26 protein-coding genes are annotated in these 20522 nt (G+C 53.2%); 4 read left to right on the top strand and 22 right to left on the bottom strand.

Going from position 1 to position 20522, the window contains the following annotated elements:
• Positions 1-22: 22 nt before the first annotated feature.
• Positions 23-388, bottom strand: coding sequence for a hypothetical protein (locus CCE92_RS06400; protein ID WP_088006690.1), 366 nt, complete (start codon positions 386-388; stop codon positions 23-25).
• A gap of 155 nt (positions 389-543) precedes the next feature.
• On the opposite strand from CCE92_RS06400, the gene CCE92_RS06395 reads away from it, so the two are divergent.
• Entirely contained in the window at positions 544-1749 is a 1206-nt protein-coding gene (locus CCE92_RS06395) for a DUF3238 domain-containing protein (protein ID WP_088006689.1), read from the top strand.
• A 48-nt stretch (positions 1750-1797) separates the two neighbouring features.
• Here CCE92_RS06395 and CCE92_RS06390 read toward each other — a convergent pair whose 3' ends face one another.
• The 10 genes from CCE92_RS06390 to CCE92_RS06345 all read right to left on the bottom strand — a co-directional run bounded on the left by CCE92_RS06390 (position 1798) and on the right by CCE92_RS06345 (position 9694).
• A complete protein-coding gene (locus tag CCE92_RS06390) occupies positions 1798-2196 on the bottom strand; it encodes a thiol-disulfide oxidoreductase DCC family protein (RefSeq protein ID WP_088006688.1) in 399 nt (132 codons plus the stop codon).
• Between the two features lie 122 nt (positions 2197-2318).
• The gene (locus tag CCE92_RS06385) at positions 2319-2864 is read right to left on the bottom strand and encodes a TraR/DksA C4-type zinc finger protein (protein ID WP_088006687.1); all 546 of its coding nucleotides are present in this window, start codon (positions 2862-2864) and stop codon (positions 2319-2321) included.
• A 125-nt stretch (positions 2865-2989) separates the two neighbouring features.
• The gene (locus CCE92_RS06380; protein ID WP_088006717.1) at positions 2990-3286 is read right to left on the bottom strand and encodes a DUF3817 domain-containing protein; all 297 of its coding nucleotides are present in this window, start codon (positions 3284-3286) and stop codon (positions 2990-2992) included.
• A 138-nt stretch (positions 3287-3424) separates the two neighbouring features.
• Complete coding sequence (locus CCE92_RS06375) at positions 3425-4096, bottom strand: MOSC domain-containing protein (protein ID WP_088006686.1); 672 nt, start codon at positions 4094-4096, stop codon at positions 3425-3427.
• Between the two features lie 42 nt (positions 4097-4138).
• Entirely contained in the window at positions 4139-5392 is a 1254-nt protein-coding gene (cypC, locus tag CCE92_RS06370; RefSeq protein WP_088006716.1) for a CYP152 family fatty-acid peroxygenase CypC, read from the bottom strand.
• A 103-nt stretch (positions 5393-5495) separates the two neighbouring features.
• Positions 5496-5867 carry a PaaI family thioesterase gene (locus CCE92_RS06365; RefSeq protein ID WP_088006685.1) on the bottom strand — a complete coding sequence of 124 codons (372 nt, stop codon included), beginning with the start codon at positions 5865-5867 and terminating at the stop codon, positions 5496-5498.
• Between the two features lie 37 nt (positions 5868-5904).
• Positions 5905-6903 (bottom strand): S8 family peptidase, encoded by a 999-nt coding sequence (locus CCE92_RS06360; RefSeq protein ID WP_088006684.1) that lies wholly within the window; start codon positions 6901-6903, stop codon positions 5905-5907.
• Positions 6900-7973, bottom strand: a complete 1074-nt coding sequence (locus tag CCE92_RS06355) for a Gfo/Idh/MocA family protein (protein ID WP_088006683.1) — start codon at positions 7971-7973, stop codon at positions 6900-6902. The genes CCE92_RS06360 and CCE92_RS06355 overlap by 4 nt, the downstream gene beginning before the upstream one ends.
• 192 nt (positions 7974-8165) lie before the next feature.
• Entirely contained in the window at positions 8166-8924 is a 759-nt protein-coding gene (locus tag CCE92_RS06350; RefSeq protein ID WP_088006682.1) for a MerR family transcriptional regulator, read from the bottom strand.
• Between the two features lie 71 nt (positions 8925-8995).
• Positions 8996-9694: an AIM24 family protein gene (locus CCE92_RS06345; protein WP_088006681.1), complete on the bottom strand. Its 699-nt coding sequence runs from the start codon at positions 9692-9694 to the stop codon at positions 8996-8998.
• A gap of 111 nt (positions 9695-9805) precedes the next feature.
• Here CCE92_RS06345 and CCE92_RS06340 point away from each other — a divergent pair, with 111 nt between their 5' ends.
• Positions 9806-10336 (top strand): hypothetical protein, encoded by a 531-nt coding sequence (locus CCE92_RS06340; protein ID WP_088006680.1) that lies wholly within the window; start codon positions 9806-9808, stop codon positions 10334-10336.
• Here CCE92_RS06340 and CCE92_RS06335 read toward each other — a convergent pair.
• The 5 genes from CCE92_RS06335 to CCE92_RS06315 form a co-directional block, all read right to left on the bottom strand.
• Positions 10316-10612: a hypothetical protein gene (locus tag CCE92_RS06335; protein WP_162287821.1), complete on the bottom strand. Its 297-nt coding sequence runs from the start codon at positions 10610-10612 to the stop codon at positions 10316-10318. The genes CCE92_RS06340 and CCE92_RS06335 overlap by 21 nt on opposite strands.
• 132 nt (positions 10613-10744) lie before the next feature.
• Positions 10745-11503: an ABC transporter permease gene (locus tag CCE92_RS06330; protein ID WP_088006678.1), complete on the bottom strand. Its 759-nt coding sequence runs from the start codon at positions 11501-11503 to the stop codon at positions 10745-10747.
• Positions 11500-12231 carry an ABC transporter ATP-binding protein gene (locus CCE92_RS06325; RefSeq protein ID WP_088006677.1) on the bottom strand — a complete coding sequence of 244 codons (732 nt, stop codon included), beginning with the start codon at positions 12229-12231 and terminating at the stop codon, positions 11500-11502. Before CCE92_RS06325 ends, CCE92_RS06330 begins: the two co-directional genes overlap by 4 nt.
• A 23-nt stretch (positions 12232-12254) precedes the next feature.
• On the bottom strand, positions 12255-13862 hold the full coding sequence (locus CCE92_RS06320) for an ABC transporter permease (protein ID WP_088006676.1): 1608 nt from the start codon (positions 13860-13862) through the stop codon (positions 12255-12257).
• Positions 13859-14755 (bottom strand): ABC transporter ATP-binding protein, encoded by an 897-nt coding sequence (locus CCE92_RS06315; protein WP_088006675.1) that lies wholly within the window; start codon positions 14753-14755, stop codon positions 13859-13861. The genes CCE92_RS06320 and CCE92_RS06315 overlap by 4 nt, the downstream gene beginning before the upstream one ends.
• Positions 14756-14938: 183 nt before the next feature.
• On the opposite strand from CCE92_RS06315, the gene CCE92_RS06310 reads away from it, so the two are divergent.
• Together CCE92_RS06310 and CCE92_RS06305 are read left to right on the top strand one after the other, a co-directional pair.
• A complete protein-coding gene (locus tag CCE92_RS06310) occupies positions 14939-15781 on the top strand; it encodes a transporter substrate-binding domain-containing protein (RefSeq protein ID WP_088006674.1) in 843 nt (280 codons plus the stop codon).
• A 21-nt stretch (positions 15782-15802) separates the two neighbouring features.
• Positions 15803-16483, top strand: a complete 681-nt coding sequence (locus CCE92_RS06305; RefSeq protein WP_088006673.1) for an amino acid ABC transporter permease — start codon at positions 15803-15805, stop codon at positions 16481-16483.
• Positions 16484-16526: 43 nt separating this feature from the next.
• Here CCE92_RS06305 and CCE92_RS06300 read toward each other — a convergent pair whose 3' ends face one another.
• From CCE92_RS06300 to CCE92_RS06275, 6 genes are all read right to left on the bottom strand, one after another.
• Entirely contained in the window at positions 16527-16922 is a 396-nt protein-coding gene (locus CCE92_RS06300; protein WP_241535896.1) for a VOC family protein, read from the bottom strand.
• Between the two features lie 14 nt (positions 16923-16936).
• Positions 16937-17575: a FusB/FusC family EF-G-binding protein gene (locus tag CCE92_RS06295; RefSeq protein ID WP_088006671.1), complete on the bottom strand. Its 639-nt coding sequence runs from the start codon at positions 17573-17575 to the stop codon at positions 16937-16939.
• A 32-nt stretch (positions 17576-17607) separates the two neighbouring features.
• Positions 17608-18324: a YebC/PmpR family DNA-binding transcriptional regulator gene (locus CCE92_RS06290; RefSeq protein ID WP_088006670.1), complete on the bottom strand. Its 717-nt coding sequence runs from the start codon at positions 18322-18324 to the stop codon at positions 17608-17610.
• Positions 18325-18440: 116 nt separating this feature from the next.
• On the bottom strand, positions 18441-18764 hold the full coding sequence (locus CCE92_RS06285; protein ID WP_088006669.1) for an anti-sigma regulatory factor: 324 nt from the start codon (positions 18762-18764) through the stop codon (positions 18441-18443).
• A 412-nt stretch (positions 18765-19176) separates the two neighbouring features.
• Positions 19177-19440, bottom strand: a complete 264-nt coding sequence (locus CCE92_RS06280) for a glutaredoxin (RefSeq protein WP_088006668.1) — start codon at positions 19438-19440, stop codon at positions 19177-19179.
• A 146-nt stretch (positions 19441-19586) separates the two neighbouring features.
• The gene (locus tag CCE92_RS06275) at positions 19587-20438 is read right to left on the bottom strand and encodes an undecaprenyl-diphosphate phosphatase (protein ID WP_088006715.1); all 852 of its coding nucleotides are present in this window, start codon (positions 20436-20438) and stop codon (positions 19587-19589) included.
• Between the last annotated feature and the right edge of the window lie 84 nt (positions 20439-20522).

Genomic DNA, 20522 nt, shown 5'->3' with positions numbered 1-20522 from the left:
GCGCCCGCTTCCGGATTTTTATTTATGATTTTTCCGCTTCAATCCCGCAATTCGTTTCGAGATGCGCAATGAATCCGGCGGCATCTCCGCGAGAAATATAAGAAATCTCTGCATTTCCGGCGCCTGTCTTACAGACGACTTTTGCGGTTCCGTTCAGAACAGCTTGAATATAACGGATTTCGGAAAATGGAATTTCAGCTGACATTTCCTCTTCAGCCCCATTCCTTCCAAAAAACACAAGCCGGTCTTCTGCCGCGGCGATGATCCCTTTCAGGCCGCTTGCCGGTTCTCCATAAGCAGTATTGAAGAACCCATACACCCAATGATGGAATTCAAGTTCCGGCCTTGTTTCCTGCAGCCGCTCGAGCAGCTTTCCTGGTAAAGCCATTCTGGACACCTCCGGGAGTCAATAACTGTCTTAAGTATACAGAACACACCGTCCGATTCATGTGAAGTTTATATTAAAAATATTTACAAGTATTACGGCATTTTACTCCGGAAATTCGGGTAAATACTGTAGAAACACTTCTGGAGGTTGATTCAGTGAAGAAACTGGAAATTGAATCACTGCAGCAATCGGACCGCGAGATAAAATTTTCGTGGACCGGGACCGCCGGCGACCGCTGCCGGGTGATCCGTGATGAGCGCATCCTGTATGAAGGGACCGAAAACAGGCTGTCTGATGGACAACTGTGTGAAGGCGAGCTCTATACGTACACGCTCGAAAGACTCGATGGGGAAGGAAATGTTGCAGAACGGCTGAAAATGCAGACAGCCACAGAAGACCGGAGTGAGGACGCAGTCAATCAGCTCCAGCAAATTGTGCTGACCGCCATAGTCTCGGAAGGGGAAGTGACACTTGCCTGGGGAGAAATCGAAGGGATTGATGCATATGAAATCTTCCGGAATAATGAACTGCTGTCCGCAGTCAATGAAACCCAATATACCGATGACACAGTCGATATGCAGCACGAATACATCTACACCATTCATGCGAAACGGCCGCTGAGTAAATCCGCTGAAGAAAGACTTGGCGCAGAAAAATCTGTGATCTCTTCGTTATTCGGCAAGCTGAATCCCCGGGCTTCCCAGCAGGAGGCGTCAGAAGAGGCTTTTTGGATGACCAAGAAAATCGGACGCCTGGAGACCGTGCTTCAGGAGAAGGAAAAACCGAAGGGCGAAATCCAAGTGCCTGAGTGGAATTTCCGCTACAAGACGTTTTTATCCGAAGAGATACTTGCCAGTCCGAACCTCCTTTCGCTCAACCGTTACTTCGAGGGGGACGGGCGCGGATTCGATGTCCACAGCAAGCGATACCGGACACTTGTCGAATTTTCTATCCGCCTGGATGAACAAGCGACGCTTGAGGATTTCAAGAAAGATGTCGGAACCTCCGTCGCTTACAATTGGCGAAAAAAATTCCGGAAAGCGGGAGTCGGTTCCGCTGAAGACGTCGGCGTCAGCCAAATGGACGAAAACGAACGGAAAGCTTCAGTGGCACTCACGCACAGCGTAAGCAATCCGCTGACCACATCACCGGCGATCGATTATTCCATTTACGCCACTTTCTACAGAAATGGTCATTTCGATATCGTCGGTATCCACGATCAGGCACCGAACCATGAAGTTTACTTGAACCGCAGCGGACAGGATGATTGGCTTCCGCTCCACCAGGCAGAAAGTAAGGGGCTTGCCTGGATGTCCCGGGCGATCGCAAGCCAATACTGGCGTTACTCGAATTTTGAATAAGGCCCATTTAAGGATAAACGAAAAGACCGCCCCACGGCGGTCTTTTCGTTATTTATCCAAGAAACGTTTGCGCACGTGCGGCGGCGGCAACATGCAGGCCTGCAGCTGGCCGAATATCTTATAGCGGTTTCTCGCAAATGTATCGTATGCGGCGTCCCGCAGCGGAAGCGGGAACGACTTCAAGTAATAAGCGAGTTTCCATAAACCCGTCAGGTGATGCGCGATCCGCAGGGCGCCGTCTGTTTTCACATAGGCTTTGCCGTTCTCAATAAGCACCAAGCTGTCCACGTCATCTGGTATATTGTACTCTTCCGACAGTTTCTCCCCGATTTCGCTCTGCAAGGACGCGAAGTTAAAGTATCCCGCCGGATCATGCTTGATGATGAACTGGACACTGGAATCACAGAAGTTGCAATCCCCGTCAAATAAAACAACTGCGTTTTCCAAACGTACCCCTCCTTTTTCGCAAGGACTCTTATCTTTCACCATAACCGTTTTGTCCGCCGCCAAAACCCCTTCACTGTACAGGCAAGCTCTGACGGAATAACAGTTTTCGCCCGGCCGCCGGATCAGCGGTCGCGGCCTGTGTCATTATCATCGTAGAAGTTCTCCTGATCCTCGTTCGGCTGATCCTGCGGTGTATCGGATGAGCCGAAATCTTCCACATCCTCAAAGCTGTTGTTGAAATCCCGGAGCCGTTCGTCCTCTTTCTCGACTGGCTGGTCGGTGGTCGGCTCCATGATGCCTTCCTCGCCCGGCCGCGTATCCATGTCAGGATGCTGATCTGCATGGTCGATACATGTCAGAGCCGTCGGTATGGCATCCAGACGTTCGTAAGGGATTTCCCTTCCGCATACCACGCAGCTGCCATACGTGCCGTCCTCGATGGCTTTAAGCGCTGCTTTGACATCATCTGCCTGCTCCTGTTTGAATTCAGTGATTGCCAAGCCCCGCTCTTTATCGAATAAATCCGTCGCATTATCGCCGGGATGATTATCGTATTGGGACAATTCATTGTTATTACTGAATTCTTCTCTATGTTCAAGCCGCTCTTCCACGTCTTTCAACTCTGTCTCGAGCCGTTCTTTCAGTTCTTTCAATTGTGCATCCGTCATTGTCCTTCCTCCTTCACGGTCTCCTTCCTTTTAATATTTCCGCTGTCAGCGAAATGAAACATTTTCTTAAGAGCCTCCAGGTGTATTCTGCGAGAACAGAAAAACCCGGCTGCAGCTCAGCCGGGTCAAGCAGTTTCGAATTTTTTCAGGCGGCCATCCAGCACGAAATTCCCGAAAGGGATGAACGCGACGATAAATGCCAGGATTGAGTAGATGAACGGCCAGCGGACAGTCAGTGTAATGTAGAGAATGCCAAGGCAATAGACTGTAAACAAAGCACCATGCAGGGATCCAACGACAGTCACCGCTTCCGGAAAGCCCGCCCAGTACTTAAGCGGCATTGCGATGAACAGCAACAGCAGCAATGAACTGCCCTCCAGGATACCGAGAAGCCGGAACTTGCCGACTTTGTTTTTTGACAGATTCAAAATCAGTTACCCCTTTTCCAGTATTCTTGTCCGCAAGTATACCAGATACTAGGCATTCCTGCCGCCTCAGCCAGCCGCCGGATGAACGGAATTTCAATCCGCTGTCACGTTTTAGCCAATAATGGGTTGTCCTTATTCGGCCAGTTCAGCTTCCGCGATCCTTTTTTCAAACCGTTTCCGCCATCTCTCCGCGAGTGCCGGAACATCCGTGACTCTCCGCATCCCTTCAACGAACTCAGGATTGTTGAAATAAATCGAGTTTGCATAAAAAACCGATACACGATGCGGGTCTTCTTCCACTTTTTCAATGGCAGAGTCCCGCCGGATGATCCCTTCTTCGATGACACGGCACAAAAAACCGGTATGGCTGGTCTCCGTGAACCGCTGCAAAATGTTCGGCAGACCTGTGCGCTTGTTGATGGTACTGCACGGAATGCGGCCTTGCGTAATTTGGATGGCCGCTTCGCCCACCCGGAAAATATCGCCGATATGCACATTTTCTTCTTCCATATTTTCCACGAGCAGATTCTCGCCGAAGCTCGCTTCACTCAGCCGGGTCCGGTACTCGCGATTCCACTGACGGTAGTGTTCGATTCCATATACGCACACTGCCCGGTCCGGTCCTCCATGCGCTTTTGTATTCGCTACTCCATCCCCATCGAACCCTTCTTTCCTCAGCATCGCTTCTTCCGCAGGAAGTTTGAAAATGCCGGAATGCAGTTCCTGTCCTTCCTGGTTCCTGAGACGCTTCGGTTTGCCGATGTACAGCCCTTTCAGTTCGGGCCGGTAAAACAGATCCGACATACTGATCCCCCTTGTCCTTCTCTTTACCTCCAGTATACAGGATCAGCGCTTCAACCGTACATCCGTCATGATGAACCGGCTTTCCGGCATGATCGGAATGCGGCCGAGATCCATATGAAGGTTTTGGGAAGGTATCCGATAATCAATTTTCCCGGCCAAAAACTGCATGCTTTCCCGCATTACCTCAATGGTCACCCACTCCCCCGCACAGCGATGCCCGAGGTAGTGGTCTCCTCCGCCCTGCGGGATGAAATCGAATGGAGTGCCGGTCCAGTTGCGGAACCGTTCCGGAATAAAACGGTCCGGTTCTTCCCACAATCGGCCGTCCCGGTTCATACCGAAAATATCCAAAAAGACCAGTTCTCCTTTTCTGAACCGCATATCCTTCCAGCGGAAGTTCCGGCGCACACGGGCGCCAAGAAATGGACCGAATGGATAGAATCGGCGGACTTCCTGGGTGAACATATGGGCATAAGTCTCTTCGCCTGTCGCCAATCGCCCGCGCGTTTCCGGATTGGCGAGCATGGCCATCGCTCCGAACATGACATACCAGGAAATCGCTGTAATCGGCCGGATAATATTGACAAGTTCCACTGCCGCGGTGTGTGTGCTGAGCGGGCTGCCGTCAAGCTCCTGATGACGGGATATGACCCGGAGGGGGCTTCCTTCTGGCGCCCGGAGCTTGCCGCTGCGCTCCTGCTTTATCACTTCCGCCATCCATTCATCAACGGAGTGCCGGGCGAGGACCCCTTTCCAGTAACGAGGACCGACCCCGCCGAGCGCATCGACCAATTCCGTGAGCTGCTTCGCCCGTTTCGCTGTATCCTTTTCTTGCAGCGGCACACCTGCCCACCGGCAAGCCGTACGGAGCATCACTTTCTGTGCCTCGTCGAATAAGACGACCGTCTTCTCTTTTTCCCACTTCCGGGCTGCATTTTCCCACTGCTCAGCAGCAATTTCAGCGATCAGCTGTAAACGCGGCATCGTCATGAGAGACATAAACATCGCTTTGCGATGCCTATGCTGCCTGTCATCGAGCACTTGAACGCCTCCCGTGCCGAAAAGCGTACTTCTTACCCGAGGAGGAATTGCAGTGCTCCGTTCAAAATACCGTTCATTATAAAAAAGCTCAACGGCTTCCGGTCCCGTCATGACAATCGATTTCTGTCCCAATATGCGTGTCCGGTAAATGTCCGTCCCCAACTCTTCCATATGATCCGGAATATACCGGTAGCCCTCTCTCAGAATATCCGTTGTGCTTCCTGACATTTCTGTTTCGGGAATCACTCGTGTCATGTAATTCAGCTCCTTTTCATGTTCTCCTGATTTTTTCCGCTCCTTCCGCATGCGATTCCCGGAGGCGGCACTGTCGGCATGGCCTTTCCCGGCGCTTTACTCTTTACCGATTGAAGAAGACCCCTTTCGCTTTCGCAATCAGCGTGCCGCTCTCGTCTTCAATCCGGCAGTCTGCGTGTGTCAATGCCTTTCCCGCTTTGATTACTTCAGCAAAAGCTGTCAGGCGATCGCTTCTCGCACCTTTCAGGAATGTTACATTCAAGTCGACCGTCACCGACTTCTGCACTCCGTCACCGTCAGGTTCCATTGTGTTGCTTAACGCGACATCCGCCAGCGTCGAAATTACACCGCCGTGGACCACTCCGGCACTATTGATGTGGAGCGGCTTAACCTGAAGCGTTACGGCCACTTTCCCGTCACCGGTCCGCTCATATTCAAAACCTAAAAATTCGTCGAACGGCTGCTTGATGAACATCCGATCCCCCCTCTTATAAGTGCACGGCAGTCGGCGTCTACAGTTTCCGGTTTTTTACAGCAGGCGGACCGAACGTGGAATTGAACAGTTTAAACAGCTGTTCGAACTTGCGCAAAATATCCAGCGCCAGCAGGCCATTCCCTTCGGCGGATTTCGGGTAGCCAAGCGGCACTGTGCGGCGGACGAGCTGTGCGTACAGTTCGTCCTCTGACAGTTTCCGCTCGAACTCTTGCTCGGCAATATTTTTGATCAGCGCAAGTGCGCCTGAAATATGCGGTGTCGCCATCGAAGTGCCCGACAGGCTGGCGTATTTGCTTCCGGGATATGTCGAGTAAATCTGGACGCCGGGCGCCACAAGATCAATGGCATCGTTCGTGTTGCTGAACGAAGCAATGTTCCGTTTAAAATCGATCGCCCCCACTTGGATCACTTCGCTGTAAGCGCCCGGGTAAGCGAATTCATCCGTCGCCGGGCTGTCGTCCCCTTCATTCCCTGCCGCACAGACGACCGGTATACCGGCATCCACCGCCCGTTTAACTGCTTTATAAAGTTCCGGCACATTTTCCGGTCCGCCAAGCGACATGGAAATGACACTCGTCTTCTCTCCGTTCGGACCTTCCCAATCGATGGCATAATGAATGCCGTTAATAATACCTGCATAGTCGCCGCTGCCTTCACCGTTCAGCACTTTGACGATCAGCAAGTCGGATTTAGGCGCGACACCGGCGATGCCTCCTTCACGGTAAGAAGCGCCGGCCGTACCCGCGACATGGGTCCCGTGCCCGTTATTGTCTTCGAAATTCGATTCATCGCCATCGAAATCGCCCGTGAAGTTCTTCCCGCCGATGATCCGGTCTGCCAGATCCGGATGGTCACGCTGGCATCCCGTATCGAGGATCGCGATCACATTTCCTTGCCCCATATCAGCCTCATCCCAGACGTCCGGCGCCTGGATCATCTTTACGCCTTCCGGAACCCGGACGGCTTCAGCCGTAATTTCTTCTACTCTGTACGGAATCAAATGGACATTGTTCATTCAGTACCATCCTCTCTATTCGAGTCACTTTTTCCCAGTTTTACAGCTTCTCCTGCAGCCGCTGATTCGTAGAGCGCATCCATCAGCCGCTGCAGCTCCACCGCTTCACCGGCGGTCACGAGAATCGGCTGCCTCCCGAAGCAGGCATCCACAAAATTCGCAATCGAACGGGCATGCGGGTCCTGTGCTTTCAAGTAAGGGAACTCCGTATCTGTCAGCTGATTGTACTTTTCCTGAAACAGACGGGGCGGGAAGACGGAAGCACCCCCTTCATCTCCGAACAGTTCGATATCCATCACTTCCGACTCCGCCATGTTCAGCGCGAAAGACGTTTCTATTGTCAGGGACCCGCCATTCCGGAAACGGATGAGACCCATCAGGGAATCCTCCACGGAATAGGCAAGCGGATCCCAATTCCTCATCCGCCCCGGCCGGGTATTCGGTCCGATTTGTTTGTGGGCGACAGCGAAAACGGCATCGATCGGCGGATAATCCATCAAATACAGCGCGGTGTCCAGCATATGCACTCCGATATCGATGAGCGGCCCGCCCCCTTGCAGGTTCCTGTCAGTGAATACACCCCATCCCGGAATTCCCCGGCGTCTGAGCGCACGGATACGCGCGGCATAAATAAATCCCAATTCCCCCTCTTTGATGGCCATCCGGATTACATCGGTCTGCGGACTGTGGCGCCAGTGAAGATTGAATGTAAGGACCTTCCCGGCAGCGTCAGCCGCTGCCGCCATGCCGGCAGCTTCCATCGCATTGATGGCCGGCGGCTTTTCGCAGAAAACGTGAAGGCCGGCTTCCAGCGCCTGTATGGCCATTTCGGCATGGAATTTGTTCGGCACACAGATGCTGACGGCATCCAGTTCACCGGTTTCGATCATTTCACCGTAACTGTCAAAGGCTGCAGGAATGCCGAATTCCGCAGCTGTCAGTCTGGCCCGGTCCTTCGACCGGCTGAATACAGCTGTGACTTCCGTTTCCGGATGCCGCTGAAATCCAGGGATATGTACGTTTCTCGCTATGCTGCCCGGTCCGGCTATTCCGATCCGTAATTTCTTCATCGCTTCCCCTCCACCCTTTTCAAAACCCTTAAAATACCATCCCCTCTTTGCTCTCAGAAAAAACGCTGAAACAGGAATCGGCGCTGTCATGCCGGACGGTATCCTTACTATATAAGGCCCTGATCGAACAGCAAGAATTTCAGAGAATGAAACAAAAAGACCGGTTCCTATCGGCACCGGTCTTTCTGCAGTTCATTTTTTCACGTAAACATGAATGGCGTGACGCAAAAACTGGGCCATTCCTTCCCTTTGTTTGTCGTAATACGCCTTGAAGCGATCGTCTGCAACATACATGTCGGCAACACCGGCGTGCGCTTCCGGATTATAGCTGTCCCAGTAGAAAGTCAGCCATTCCCGATGAAGGGCCGCCGCCTGCTGTGCGGCTTCCCCGCCTGGGTCTCCGGCATCCATGCCCGCTTCCAGGGCGGTGAACATCTCTTCTTCAATCCGTTTGATGCGGTCCGCGCCCTCTTCCGTCATGCTGAGAAATTGCGCATTCGAGCGGTCGACAGCCGCGTCCCCGTACTTCCGGCGCACTTCCTCGCCATACTTCGCTTCGTTTTCTTCAACCGCCCGCTTCTTGAACCCTTCGAACTTCGCTTTGTCGTTCATGACCGTTTCTCCTTCCGCCGCGGAAATCGAGGCTTCCACGTTCGTCAGCAACTGCGAGAGCCGCTGCTGTTTTTTCAGGAGATGCCGGCGATGTTCCTTCAGCGTTTCGAGCCGGCTGAAATCCCGACTGTCGAGCACAGCGGCAATCTGCTCAAGCGGCATGCCGAGTTCGCGGTAGAACAGAATCTGCTGCAGCCGGTCCACTTCCTTGCGACCGTAAATCCGGTAGCCGGATGTGCGTATCCGCCCCGGCTTGAGAAGACCGATCTCGTCGTAATAGCGCAGCGTCCGCGCGCTGACGCCCGCCAGTTCCGCGAGTTTCTGAACGGTGTATTCCATGCCGTCCACCTCCTGTACAGTCACTCTACACCTTTACGCAGCGTCAAGGTCAACGGGTTTATTGAAAAAAATCAGCCCATGCTCGGCGGAGGTGTGACCACTTCTTCAAATGGCTGGACGATGACGAACCCTTCGCCTTTGAATTCCATCTGGATCGATTCGCCGCTCCCGCGCCCGAGGAATGTCCGGAAACTCATGTCCGTCCGGAATTCCGGCGTTAAATTGCCCGACCAGGCGACGGTCGCGTTCGGATCCGTGATGACGGGTTCCCCCGGTTTTACGAGCAGTGTCAGCGGCTCATAGTGGCTGGTGATCGCCACTTGGCCGGTTCCGCTCAAGTGCACGTTGAACAGACCGCCGGCGACCATGCCCGCCATCCGCTTCATCAGACGGATATCCCAAGAAACGGTCGGTTCAAATGCCAGCAGATCATTGCCGTTGACGGTAACCGACTCGCCGGCCAAATCGAAAATCGTAATCTTCTTCCCCTGATCCGCCAAATACAGCCGGCCCTGCCCGCTCGCTTTCATGAGGGCCGCGCCTTCGCCTGTCAGCGCCTTTTTGAACATCTGGCCGACGCCGTGCTCAAGCATCCGCTCCCGCTCGAATTTGATGCTGCCGGAATACGAGATCATGGAACCCATCTTCGCCCACACCGTGTCGGTCAGGTTCACTTCGAGCACCCGTTCCGTCTCCAGTTCGAAATACTCGTTCTCCCGTTCGTCCTGCTTTGTCTGTTCAATAAATTCATCAAGTGTAAACTTACCCATCATTTCATTCCCCTTTCTTAATTAAGTCTCAAGCCGCAGACCGAATCCCTGCCTGGGCCGGAAGCTGACCGGCATTTCTCAGGCTATACTTTCTGTACTGGAGGGATCGGGATGGAGATTTATATCGTTTTCGCGGATACAAAGACCGTTTTGTCAAAGAGCATCAGCCTGTTCACAGACTATCCGTACTCTCATTGTTCCCTCGCTTTTGATTCACGCCTGACGGAAGTGTACAGTTTCGGCCGGAAAAGACCGGCCAATCCATTCATTGGAGGATTCACGAAAGAAGACTTGAATCATCCGTTTTTTCTGCGCTCCGAATGTGAACTGTTCAAATGCACCGTCTCTGAAACGGACGGGCAGCAAATCCGCCGGATGATCCGTTCCGTCGAAGAAAACCAGCACCTTTACGGCTACAATTTTCTTGGCCTGTTCGGCGTGCTGCTCCAAAAAGAAATCGTTCGGGAGCATCGCTTTTTCTGTGTGCAGTTTGTCGCGGAAGCGCTGCGAGCGGGCGGGGTCCGGGTTGCCGCCAAGCCGGCAGGACTCCTCAGACCGGAAGACATTGCACGGTCGCACGAGCTCGAGCTTGTCTACAGCGGCCCCCTCTCCGCCTATCTGTCAGCTGCGGCTGTCATCTGAATCATCAGACGCCGGTCCGTTCCTGCTGTTCCTTCTCCTGTCCGACCATTTTTGAAACAGCACGCCGAGAACTGTGATGAACAGAAGATAAAACGGAATCAACATACCGTAACCCGTCCCATATTCCGTTATGTCGGCGGAGTAGTGAAGCAGCACGCCCCATAATATGTACAATGCGTAACCTGCCGCCGCGGTCATCGCCCAAACCCGCTTTTTTAAAAAAAGCGGCACCAGCAGCGGAGCGCCTATCAGGAGAAGTGCGGGGAGTAGATCCATGAATTGCGTCATCCTTGAGCGTCCCTTCTTCCATGAAAAATCATCCACTGTGTTTTATTCGCAGCTGCAGCCCTGAACTCCTTTCGCACAGCAAAAAAAGCCGCTCCGGAATTTTTCGCCCGGGCCGGCTTTTCACGTTTCAAGCTTTCTGACAAGCTGCATGCGTCCGTTGAACAGCGTCGGATAGGAAAGGAATCCGAGCATGGCGCTTGTGACCGCCGCATTCGTCATGATCAGGAAAATGATCAGAAGCTGGAACTGGACGGCCTCGATCGGATCGGCGCCGCCGATGATCAGGCCGCTCATCATGCCGGGCAGCTGGACAAGCCCCATCGTTTTCTGGCTCTCCAGCGTCGGGATCATACTCGCTTTGATCGCCTGCATCAGCCGGGGATGGATCGCCTGTTTCGGCGTGCCGCCGAGCGACAGGAAAAGCTCCACTTCCCCGCGCCGGGCTTCGACCTCCGCAGTGAAGCGGTTCAGGAACAGGATGGCCAGAACCATCGAATTTCCGATGACCATCCCGCTGATCGGGATGATGTACTGCGGAGTCGCAGGAATGATACCGAAGCCGAGCAGGATTCCTTGTGTCAGCACTTCAATGAATATGAAGGTCACTGCCACTTTAGCTGTAATGCCCGGAATCGCGGTTCCTTTCCGCTGGACGTTATGCGTCGCTGCCACAATCATCAGCGTAATCATCAGAAGGATGAACACCGGGCTTTCCGCCTCAAAGACGAACGCGAGCAAGTAACCGACCGCCAGCAGCTGGATCACCGAACGGATGGTGGCGATCAGCAGGTCTTTTTCAAGACCGAGGTTCAGCACCCGCGTCAGGACGAGCGGAATGAACACGAAAATCAGTGTCAATGCCAGTGTACCGTATGTCATACCTGTCCTCCTTTCACGAATTCCCTCACCTGCAGTGTCGCCGGCTCATGCAGCAGCAGCGCTTCTCCGGTTTCCGCCACTTTCCCGTCCATCATCACCCACGTATAATCACCGATCCGGACAGCCTGGTCGATGTTATGGGTGATCCAGATCACGGTCGTCCCGTGCCGGTCATTAAGCGTTTTGATCAGCAATTCGATTTCCGCCTGCGATGCCGGATCGAGCGACGAAGTGATCTCATCCAGCAACAGCACTTCCGGCCGGTTAATGAGCGTCCGGGCGATGGACACTTTTTGCCGCTGACCGCCCGACAGTTCACGGCTGTCACGCGAAAGAAGTCCTGCCGGCAGCCCTACATCCGTCAGCGCCGATTGTGCAGCTTCCGGTTCCAGCCGCTTCCCTTGAAGCACCAGCGGAATTTCAAGATTGTCGAATACACTGCCGTCCATCATCGGAGCGTCCTGGAGAGCGATCCCGACTTTTCGCCTCAGCCGGACGGGGTCCATTTCTTCCGTTTGCCGGCCGTCGATCAGGATTTTGCCGGAATCAGGCGAAATGAGACCGTTGCACAGTTTAAGGAGCGTCGATTTCCCTGCCCCGGAAGGTCCTACGATGGTGGTGATCCGGCCTTTCGGAAATGACCCCGTCACTTCTTTCAGAATAAGGTCCCCGTCTATCGAGTAGTTTACATTTTCAAAACGCACCGCCGGCTCAAAGCGGTCTTCCATGGTAATCCCTGCTTTCTGACAAGTTAGTCTGCGATGTCCCGCCTCCTGTAACCGTACATCCCCGTCACCGTAAGTGCAAGCGCCGCAAAAGTCAGCAGCGTCATACTTCCCGCTTCGTACTCTTCAACCGGAAGCCGCGGAACATAGTCGAACGGGGAAAGTCCCGCCAGCCAGTCCGGGAGCTGCAGCATGCCGCCCAAGTACACGACAAAAAAGGAGTAGGCCAGATAGAAGTAAGCCAGGCCCGTCCGTCTCGGCAGCCAGCCAAGCAGCAGGACGGCGAGCCCGAGCATGACCCACATGGCCGGCAAATAAATAACTGAGGCCTTAAAAAGTATGGTGAAGCTGAAAGCGCCCTCCAGCACAGCATTGCCGACCGCCCATAACCCGGTGACCGTCAGAAGCTGGACCCCCAGGCTCACAAGAAGCGACAGCAGCAGATACCCAAGGAGCAGCCGGCCGCGCGGAACCGATCGGGTGAGTACGTGGCTGGTCCGGCCTTTCTTTTCCTCCCCTTTCAGCTTCAAGAACGTGATCAGAACCGGAATTGTGCTGATCATAGCCATGACGACCATAAGGAGAGACACGAATTGCTCAGCCAATGTAAAGCCGCTTCCCGGCGGAAGCATGTCCAGCAGCGCTGCGTTATTAGCAAAATAAGCTTCCAGATCTCCGAGTACAGACCCATAGGAAGCACCGAGCACGAACAGACCGGCCGACCAGGCAATGAGCGCTGTCCGCTGGATCCGTACAGCAAGCCCGAACGGTCCGCGCAATAAGACGCCGGCATGCATTCTGCCGGCACGCTGCGGCAGCAGACCGGATCCCAGGTCCCGGCGGCTGTTCAGCAACAGGGCGGCCGCAAACAGAAGCGCCGCCGCAGCCGCTGTCAGTCCGATCGGCCACCAGTAATCGGATACATACACTTCCGCACGGAGAATCAGGCCGAGCGGAGATAAATAAGAAAGAACTTCATTGCCGATATCTCCTGCCGCCCGCATCAAATAAGTGACTATCAGGAAAGCGAACGATAAGCCGACCGTCCCTCTTACACTGTCACTCAACTGGGCGAACAGGATGGTGATGGCTGTAAAAAAGAGACCGGTGACTCCCAGTGCCGCGCCATAGAGCAGGGAACCTTCCAGGTCCATGCTCTCTATCCCGAAAAGCCGGAGCCCGATTCCGATGACCGCGGTCAATACAGCACTCGCCGCCGTAAGGACAGCCGCCGCTGAAATCGGATTCGCCAGCCTTCCCACAGGCAGTGACCGAATCATTTCCAGCTGTCCTTCTTCCTCTTCACCGCATGTATGGCCAGCCGTCAGCAATATACTCATAATCGCGACAGCGATGGCGGTGAATAACAGAAGCTGTTGGGCAGTCAATGCGCCCAAGGTATAGTTATCAAGCCCGTAGCCGGGTCCGATCATTGCCACGACAGCCGGATTCAGCATCGTTGCCGCCACCGCCTGACGCTCCGCTTCTTCCGCATACATTTCAGCGAATATCAGGACGATTCCCCATGTCGATAACGTAATCGATGCCAGCCAGACAGGCAGCCGGATCCTGTCTTTCCGAAGCGCAAATTTTGCGAGTCTCCCTGTGCCGGCTGTGAGTTGTCCGCTTCTCATCGCTTGTCACCGCCTGTTTCCTCATAGTGCTGCATGAACAAGTCTTCGAGTGTCGGAGGTGCGCTTTCCAGTCTCGTAATTCCATAGCCGCTGATATATCGAAGGATCGGGTCCAGTTCCGAGGCATCCGCCTGGAAAGAGACGGTCCGGCCTTGGAGCGTTGCGTCATGGACCCCCGGAAGTGAATCGAGGGAAGGGATGACCTCTTTCGTCTCCACCGTGAAATTCGTCCGGGTCAGGTGGCGGAGCTCCTGAAGCGTCCCCGATTCGATTATTTCCCCTTTCCGGATGATTCCCACCCGATCACACAGCTTCTCCACTTCCGACAGAATATGGCTGGACAGTAAGACACTTTTCCCTTCGGCCCTCGCCTCCCGCACATATTCCTGGAACACCCGCTCCATCAAAGGGTCCAGTCCTGACGTCGGTTCATCCAATATATAAAGGTCTGCATCGGATGCGAATGCGGCGATCAGGGCCACCTTCTGCCTGTTCCCTTTCGAATAGGTCCCGCACTTTTTCGCCGGGTCGAGATTGAAGCGGTCGATCAGCTCCTCCCGTCTGCCGTCAGAACTCCGGCTGCGGAGGTTCATGAACAGGTCGATCACCTCGCCGCCTGTCAAGTTCGGCCACAGATTGACATCGCCAGGGACATAAGCGACTCTTTTGTGAAGTTCGACCGCTTCCTTCCATACATCTTTCCCGAAAATCTCTGCCTCGCCGGAAGTCGCTTTCAGCATGCCGAGCAGGATGCGGATCGTCGTGGATTTGCCCGCGCCATTCGGACCGATGAAGCCATAGACCTCCCCCTCTTTCACTTCGATGTCCACACCGCCCAGCGCTGTGAGATTTCCGAATTTCTTCACCAGCTGACGCGTTTGGAGAACAGCCATCTCTCCGCCTCCTTCATGTAAAAATTCCTATTCTGTTCCACTTCAATGTATTCCTTTCACCTGTGCCGGTCAATGACAATTATACGAATCTTTCGTAAAAAGTGCGATAACTGCTGGAGTGGTTGCCCTGCCTGCCGGGAAGTGCTATCTTGTTAAAGAACTAAAGTCTTAGGAGGTTACTACATGCACATTCATGTTAATAAATACAGCTGGAAACTGGCTGCAGGAATCCTATCCGTTTCCCTGCTCGGCGCCTGCAGCGCGGAAGAAGAAGCTGCGGAAGAAACCGCATCCGCTTGGGACGAGATCCAGGAGGAAGGTGTGCTCGAGATTGGAACATCCGGAACGCTTCTCGCCACTTCTTTCCATGATGAAGAAACAGATGAACTGACCGGTTTTGAAGTGGAAGTAGCCCGCGAAGTAGCGGATCGGCTCGGCTTGGAAGCCGATTTTACAGAACTCGGATTCGATGAAATGCTGACGAGTGTCAGCACCGGGCAGCTTGACATGGCTGCCAATGACATTGAAATCACAGAAGAACGGCAGGAAGAGTTCGCATTTTCCGATCCGATTAAACATTCCTATGGTGTAGCGGTCGTTCGTAAGGACGATTTATCGGGGATCGAGACGCTGGAAGACGTGGAAGGGAAGAAAGCCGCCGGCGCAGCCACTTCCGTTTATATGGATATCTCCCGGGAGCTGGGCGCTATCCCTGTCACTTATGATAATGCCTCAAATGAAGTCTATTTGCGGGATGTTTCCATCGGACGCACAGATGTCATTCTAAACGACTATTATTTGTCTTTATTCGGTGTGTCGGCGTTCCCTGAATTGAACATCACCATCCATCCGGACATTAAATTCAATCCTTCTTCAGTCGGATTGGTGATGAATGCAGAAAATACAGAGCTCGTCGAAAACGTCAACCGCGTACTGGATGAAATGCGCGAAGACGGCACTCTCACAGAGCTCTCCAAGCAGTTCTTTGGCGGTGAAGATGTTTCGCAGAAGCCGGATATCGAATAGAAGGGCGGGTGAAGTCTTCGGATGAATGAAATCGAATGGGGGCTTCTGTTCAATCCGCAGCTGGCCATCGAGTCGTTTCCATATGTACTGAGCGGCATCTGGTATACATTACTTATTTCCCTCGGCAGCATGGCAGCCGGCCTCGTCATCGGCTTTTTCCTGGCACTCGCCCGCACATCGGGCATCGCGCCGCTCCGCTGGTTCGCCAGGCTCTATATCTCATTTATGCGGGGCGTGCCGATTCTTGTCATCCTGTTCCTGCTCTACTTCGCTTTGCCGATCATCGGCCTTGAGCTTACCGCACTGCAGGCTGCGCTCATCGGATTCAGTGTTAACAGCGCTGCTTACATGGCGGAAATCCTCCGGGCTTCCCTCGCTTCCGTCGACCGGGGGCAATGGGAATCGGCACAGGCGCTCGGCCTGACGTATTGGCAGATCATGCGCCGCATCATCGTTCCACAGGCAGTGCGAATCGCAATTCCGCCGCTGTCGAACGTGCTGCTCGATCTGATTAAAGCCTCTTCGCTTGCGGCCATGATTACCGTGCCGGAAATCTTCAATAAAGCCCGGATCATCGGTGCGCGTGAATTCGACCTGCTGACGCTGCTCATCGTCGCTTCCCTCATTTACTGGGGCATCTGTTCCGCGATGACCGTCCTGCAGAATTATCTTGAGCGGCGCTTCGAAGAATATTTGCGATGATAAAACCCTTGTTTTCCTGGAAAGACAGGAAAACAAGGGTTTTTCAATTAACAGTCTGCTGCTCTTCCGGCAAGTTCAGCTGCCAGGAAAGGCCGTACTTGTCTTGCACCCAGGCGAATTTCCTGCTGAACGGGTATGCATCCAAAGGCATGAGAATCGCGCCTCCGCTTTTCAGAAGGCCATATGCCTGGTCAATTTCCGCATCTGAATCGCAGTTGACGAACAGGGAGACCGCAGGGGTGAACGTAAAATCATGATCTTCAGAGCTGTCAATCGCCATGAACAGCTGCTCCTGTATCCGGAATATCCCCTGCTGGACGGTTCCGTCTTCATTATGGATCACTTCAAGCACTTCCGCATCCCCGAATAGGGAGACATAAAAGCGCATCGCTTCTTCCGCCTGTCCGCTGAACATGAAAAAAGGGGTGATTTTCGCCAATACTTGCCGCCTCCTTAACGATTCAGCCGTTCCACGAAATCCTCGATCCGTTCCAAGGTCGTCAAATTCCGATTGCATGTCCGGCTGTCTCTGCAAATATAATTGCCTCTTTTAACAAATGCTTCCTGCGAGGAACCCTTCGTCTCCGACAAAAAGAGCCCCGTCTCTGTGTAGTTATGGCAGAACGCGCAAATCCCTTTTTTCGAATTGCTGCCGAAGTTCCCGGATACGCCGACCAGCCGGCCGTCTTTTTGCAGAATCAGATATCGCCGCTGGGAACCCACATCGTCCCAGCCGATATAGGAGAATTCCCGCAGGTCGGTTTTCAGCATTGCCGGCACTTTCAGCTTTTTGGCTTTCGGGAACAATTTTTTCACGGTATTGTCAGTCAGTTCATCGAATGGAATCAAATAAGGTTTCAAGTGAGCCATGAAACGCTCCGCCTCTTCTTTGTCCTGGATGTTCACAATCGGATCAAGCAGCCACTTCTGCTCGTCCGTCAGCTTTCCGAACCGGCTCATCACTTGTTCCAGGACAAGTGACTCCAGCGCTTTAAGAACCGACTGGTCAGCAACGGTCGAGTGGCCGTTCACGAGCTTCTGGGCCTGCCTGCGGATAAAGTTGTATTGGTCGTTCCGGATGAATGGTTCCATAAACCTTCCGCTCCTCTTCATTGATAGCTGGATCAGCTTAACTCCACGTTGTGGTAGACTTGCTGCACATCTTCAAGATCTTCGATGGCATCGATCATCTTCTCGAACTGCTCCTGGGCGTCTTCCGGCAGTTCGACATCATTCTGTGCCAGCATCGTCAGCTCGGCCACTGAGAACTCCTCCACGCCTGCCGTCCGGAAAGCTTCCTGGACAGCATGGAACTGATCCGGTTCCGCATACACAATGACGCCGTCTTCCTCTGCCAGGATATCACGCACATCGACGTCGGCTTCGAGCAGGATTTCCATGACTTCCTCTTCTGTTCTGCCTTCAACGCCGATGACAGCCGTTGCGTCGAACATATAGGCAACGGAACCGCTGACCCCCATATTCCCGCCGTTCTTCCCGAATGCGGCACGCACATCGGATGCGGTCCGGTTCACATTATTCGTAAGAGCGTCGACAATTACCATCGAACCGTTCGGGCCGAACCCCTCATAGCGCAGCTCATCATAATTCTCTTCACTTCCGCCTTTCGCTTTCTCGATTGCACGGTCGATGATCGCTTTCGGCACATTATAGGTCTTTGCCCGCTCCAGTACGAATTTCAATGTCTGGTTGAGCTCTGGATCAGGTTCTCCCTGCTTCGCCGCCACATAAATCTCCCGGCCGAATTTGGCGTAAATCCGGCTCGTGTTCTTATCTTTCGCCGCTTTTTTTTCTTTAATATTGTTCCATTTGCGACCCATTCCATTCACTCTCTTTCAGCTGTTGGATATCTCAATCCTATATATTTTACCATGAATCGGGATTTCCCTCTTCATTTTGCCAATGAAAAACCTCCCGGCTGACGGGAGGCATCGGTTCAAAACCATTTTACTGCGGTTATATTCGTACCGGAGCCGACGATCGATTCACAACAGAACTCATCCATTATTTTCTGCACGCCTGGCAGTCCGATCCCGAGTCCGCCGGAAGTCGAGTAGCCATACCGGAGCGCTTTGCCGATGTCAGGAATGCCCGGTCCCCGGTCTGTCGCTGTTAAACGGATTCCTGAACGCACTCCCGCTTTCACTGTCTCCAGCATGATTTTACCAGGCAGCCCGTAGTTGAAAATATTCCGGGCAAGCTCCGAAATCACCGTCATGATTCTTGACTTATCAATCAGACCGAACGGCATACTTTCCATGAAACTTCTGCCTTCTCTTCTTGCTTCAGAGATTCCGTCTTCGTTGTTTATATTAATCGTTACGGTTTGCGGTGCTTGTGTTATTCCAGCGAGTTTCCCCAAATTTTCAGCCCCTTTGTTTTGTAATCGTTTGTCATGGGCAGCGAACGGTTGAACGGGCAGGCCTGAGTCCGCCCCTTACTGGCCTTGGAAATTGTCACTGTCACTTGACGAGCCGATTGAAAACAGGCTGAAAGCAGCCGGAAAGAGTATGGAGACTGACTTCTTTCCGCCTCCGCGTTCCTCCAAGCATAACATACGCCAGGAAGGTTTGAAAGTAATGCCGGATGGCCGGGACAAAAGCATCATTTGACAAAAACAAGCGCCTGCAGACACTGCAGACGCTTGTTTTGAGGACCGGTCAACGGCAGAATCAGCACGCCGCTTCTTTAATGGCATCCGCTGAAAATTCATGGCGGACACAGCAGCTGAGGAGTTCGCCGTCTACAGCTACCGCCGGAAGTGAAGTGATTCCGTATTCTGCCGCTTTCGTTGTGCAGCACTCATCAGCCTGTCCTTTGCTCATATCAATGACTGTCACTTCACAGTCTTCACAGTCAAGCGCCTGAATCTGGGTGACCGCCTCTTCACAAATCGCGCAATCGGCTGCAAACACTTCCACTTTCCGTCTTTCCATTCCGCTTCATTCCTTCCTTCCTTGTGATACCTGAATCATAGCATCGCTTTTCCCCCAAAAAATTGATACAGCTCAATTATTCGCTGAGACTCTATTTTTCCATGCAAAAACCGGCCCCTGCGAAGGAACCGGTTTTCTTCAGACACTTATAAGTAATAAACGATGAAAATGACAGCCACCAGCACAAGCCGGTAGATGGCAAACGGCACGAGCTTGATCTTGTCGATCAGCTTCAGGAAAAACCGGATGGTAATCAGCGCCACGATGAATGCGCTGATAAAGCCGACGATAAAGAATGGCAGGACATCAGGTGTAAAGTACTGCAGGTTTTTACCGAGCGACAGCGCGCTGGCGCCGAACATGATCGGCACGGCCATGATGAAGGTGAAATCGGCGGCCGTCCGGTGGGTCATGCCGAGAATGACACCTCCCGAGATCGTGGAACCTGATCGTGAAAATCCCGGCCAAAGCGCAAAGCATTGGAAAATCCCCACGATGAGCGCCTGGCGGTATGTAATCTTATCGACCGTATCCGTTTCCGGCACACCGTTTTTTTTACTGATCCAGTCGGCCGCGAGCATTAGAATGGCTCCTGCCGCCAGCCCGATCATGACTGTCTCGGCCGAAAACAGATGCTCGTCGATGTAATCCTCGAACAGCACACCCAATACGCCCGCCGGCAACAGACCCACGATTACTTGAGACAGTTTAAGGTGGGTCCTGCCCTCTTCCAGCCGCCCATCTTGCCCGCCGAACAGCCGGTCCAGCCCAAGAAGATCGATAAACCGGCGCCAGAATACGACGACGACCGCGAGAATCGATCCGAGCTGGATGACAATTTTAAATGTATTGGCGACCGGCCCTCCTAAAAATGCCGAAGATTGGAGCCATATATCATCCACTAAAATCATATGGCCGGTCGAAGATACCGGAGCAAATTCCGTCAGCCCTTCGACAGCGCCCAAAATAAGTGCGACAAACCATTCCCATAACGTCATAAATAAGATTAACTCCCATACGTGTAATTTCTGGAACCCAACTTCCATCATACCGGCTTTCCCCTGCAAATGACAGTGGCAATC

The sequence above is a fragment of the Indiicoccus explosivorum genome, from assembly GCF_002167005.1.
Taxonomy (GTDB): domain Bacteria; phylum Bacillota; class Bacilli; order Bacillales_A; family Planococcaceae; genus Indiicoccus; species Indiicoccus explosivorum.
This window is presented reverse-complemented; position numbering and strand designations above follow the sequence as displayed.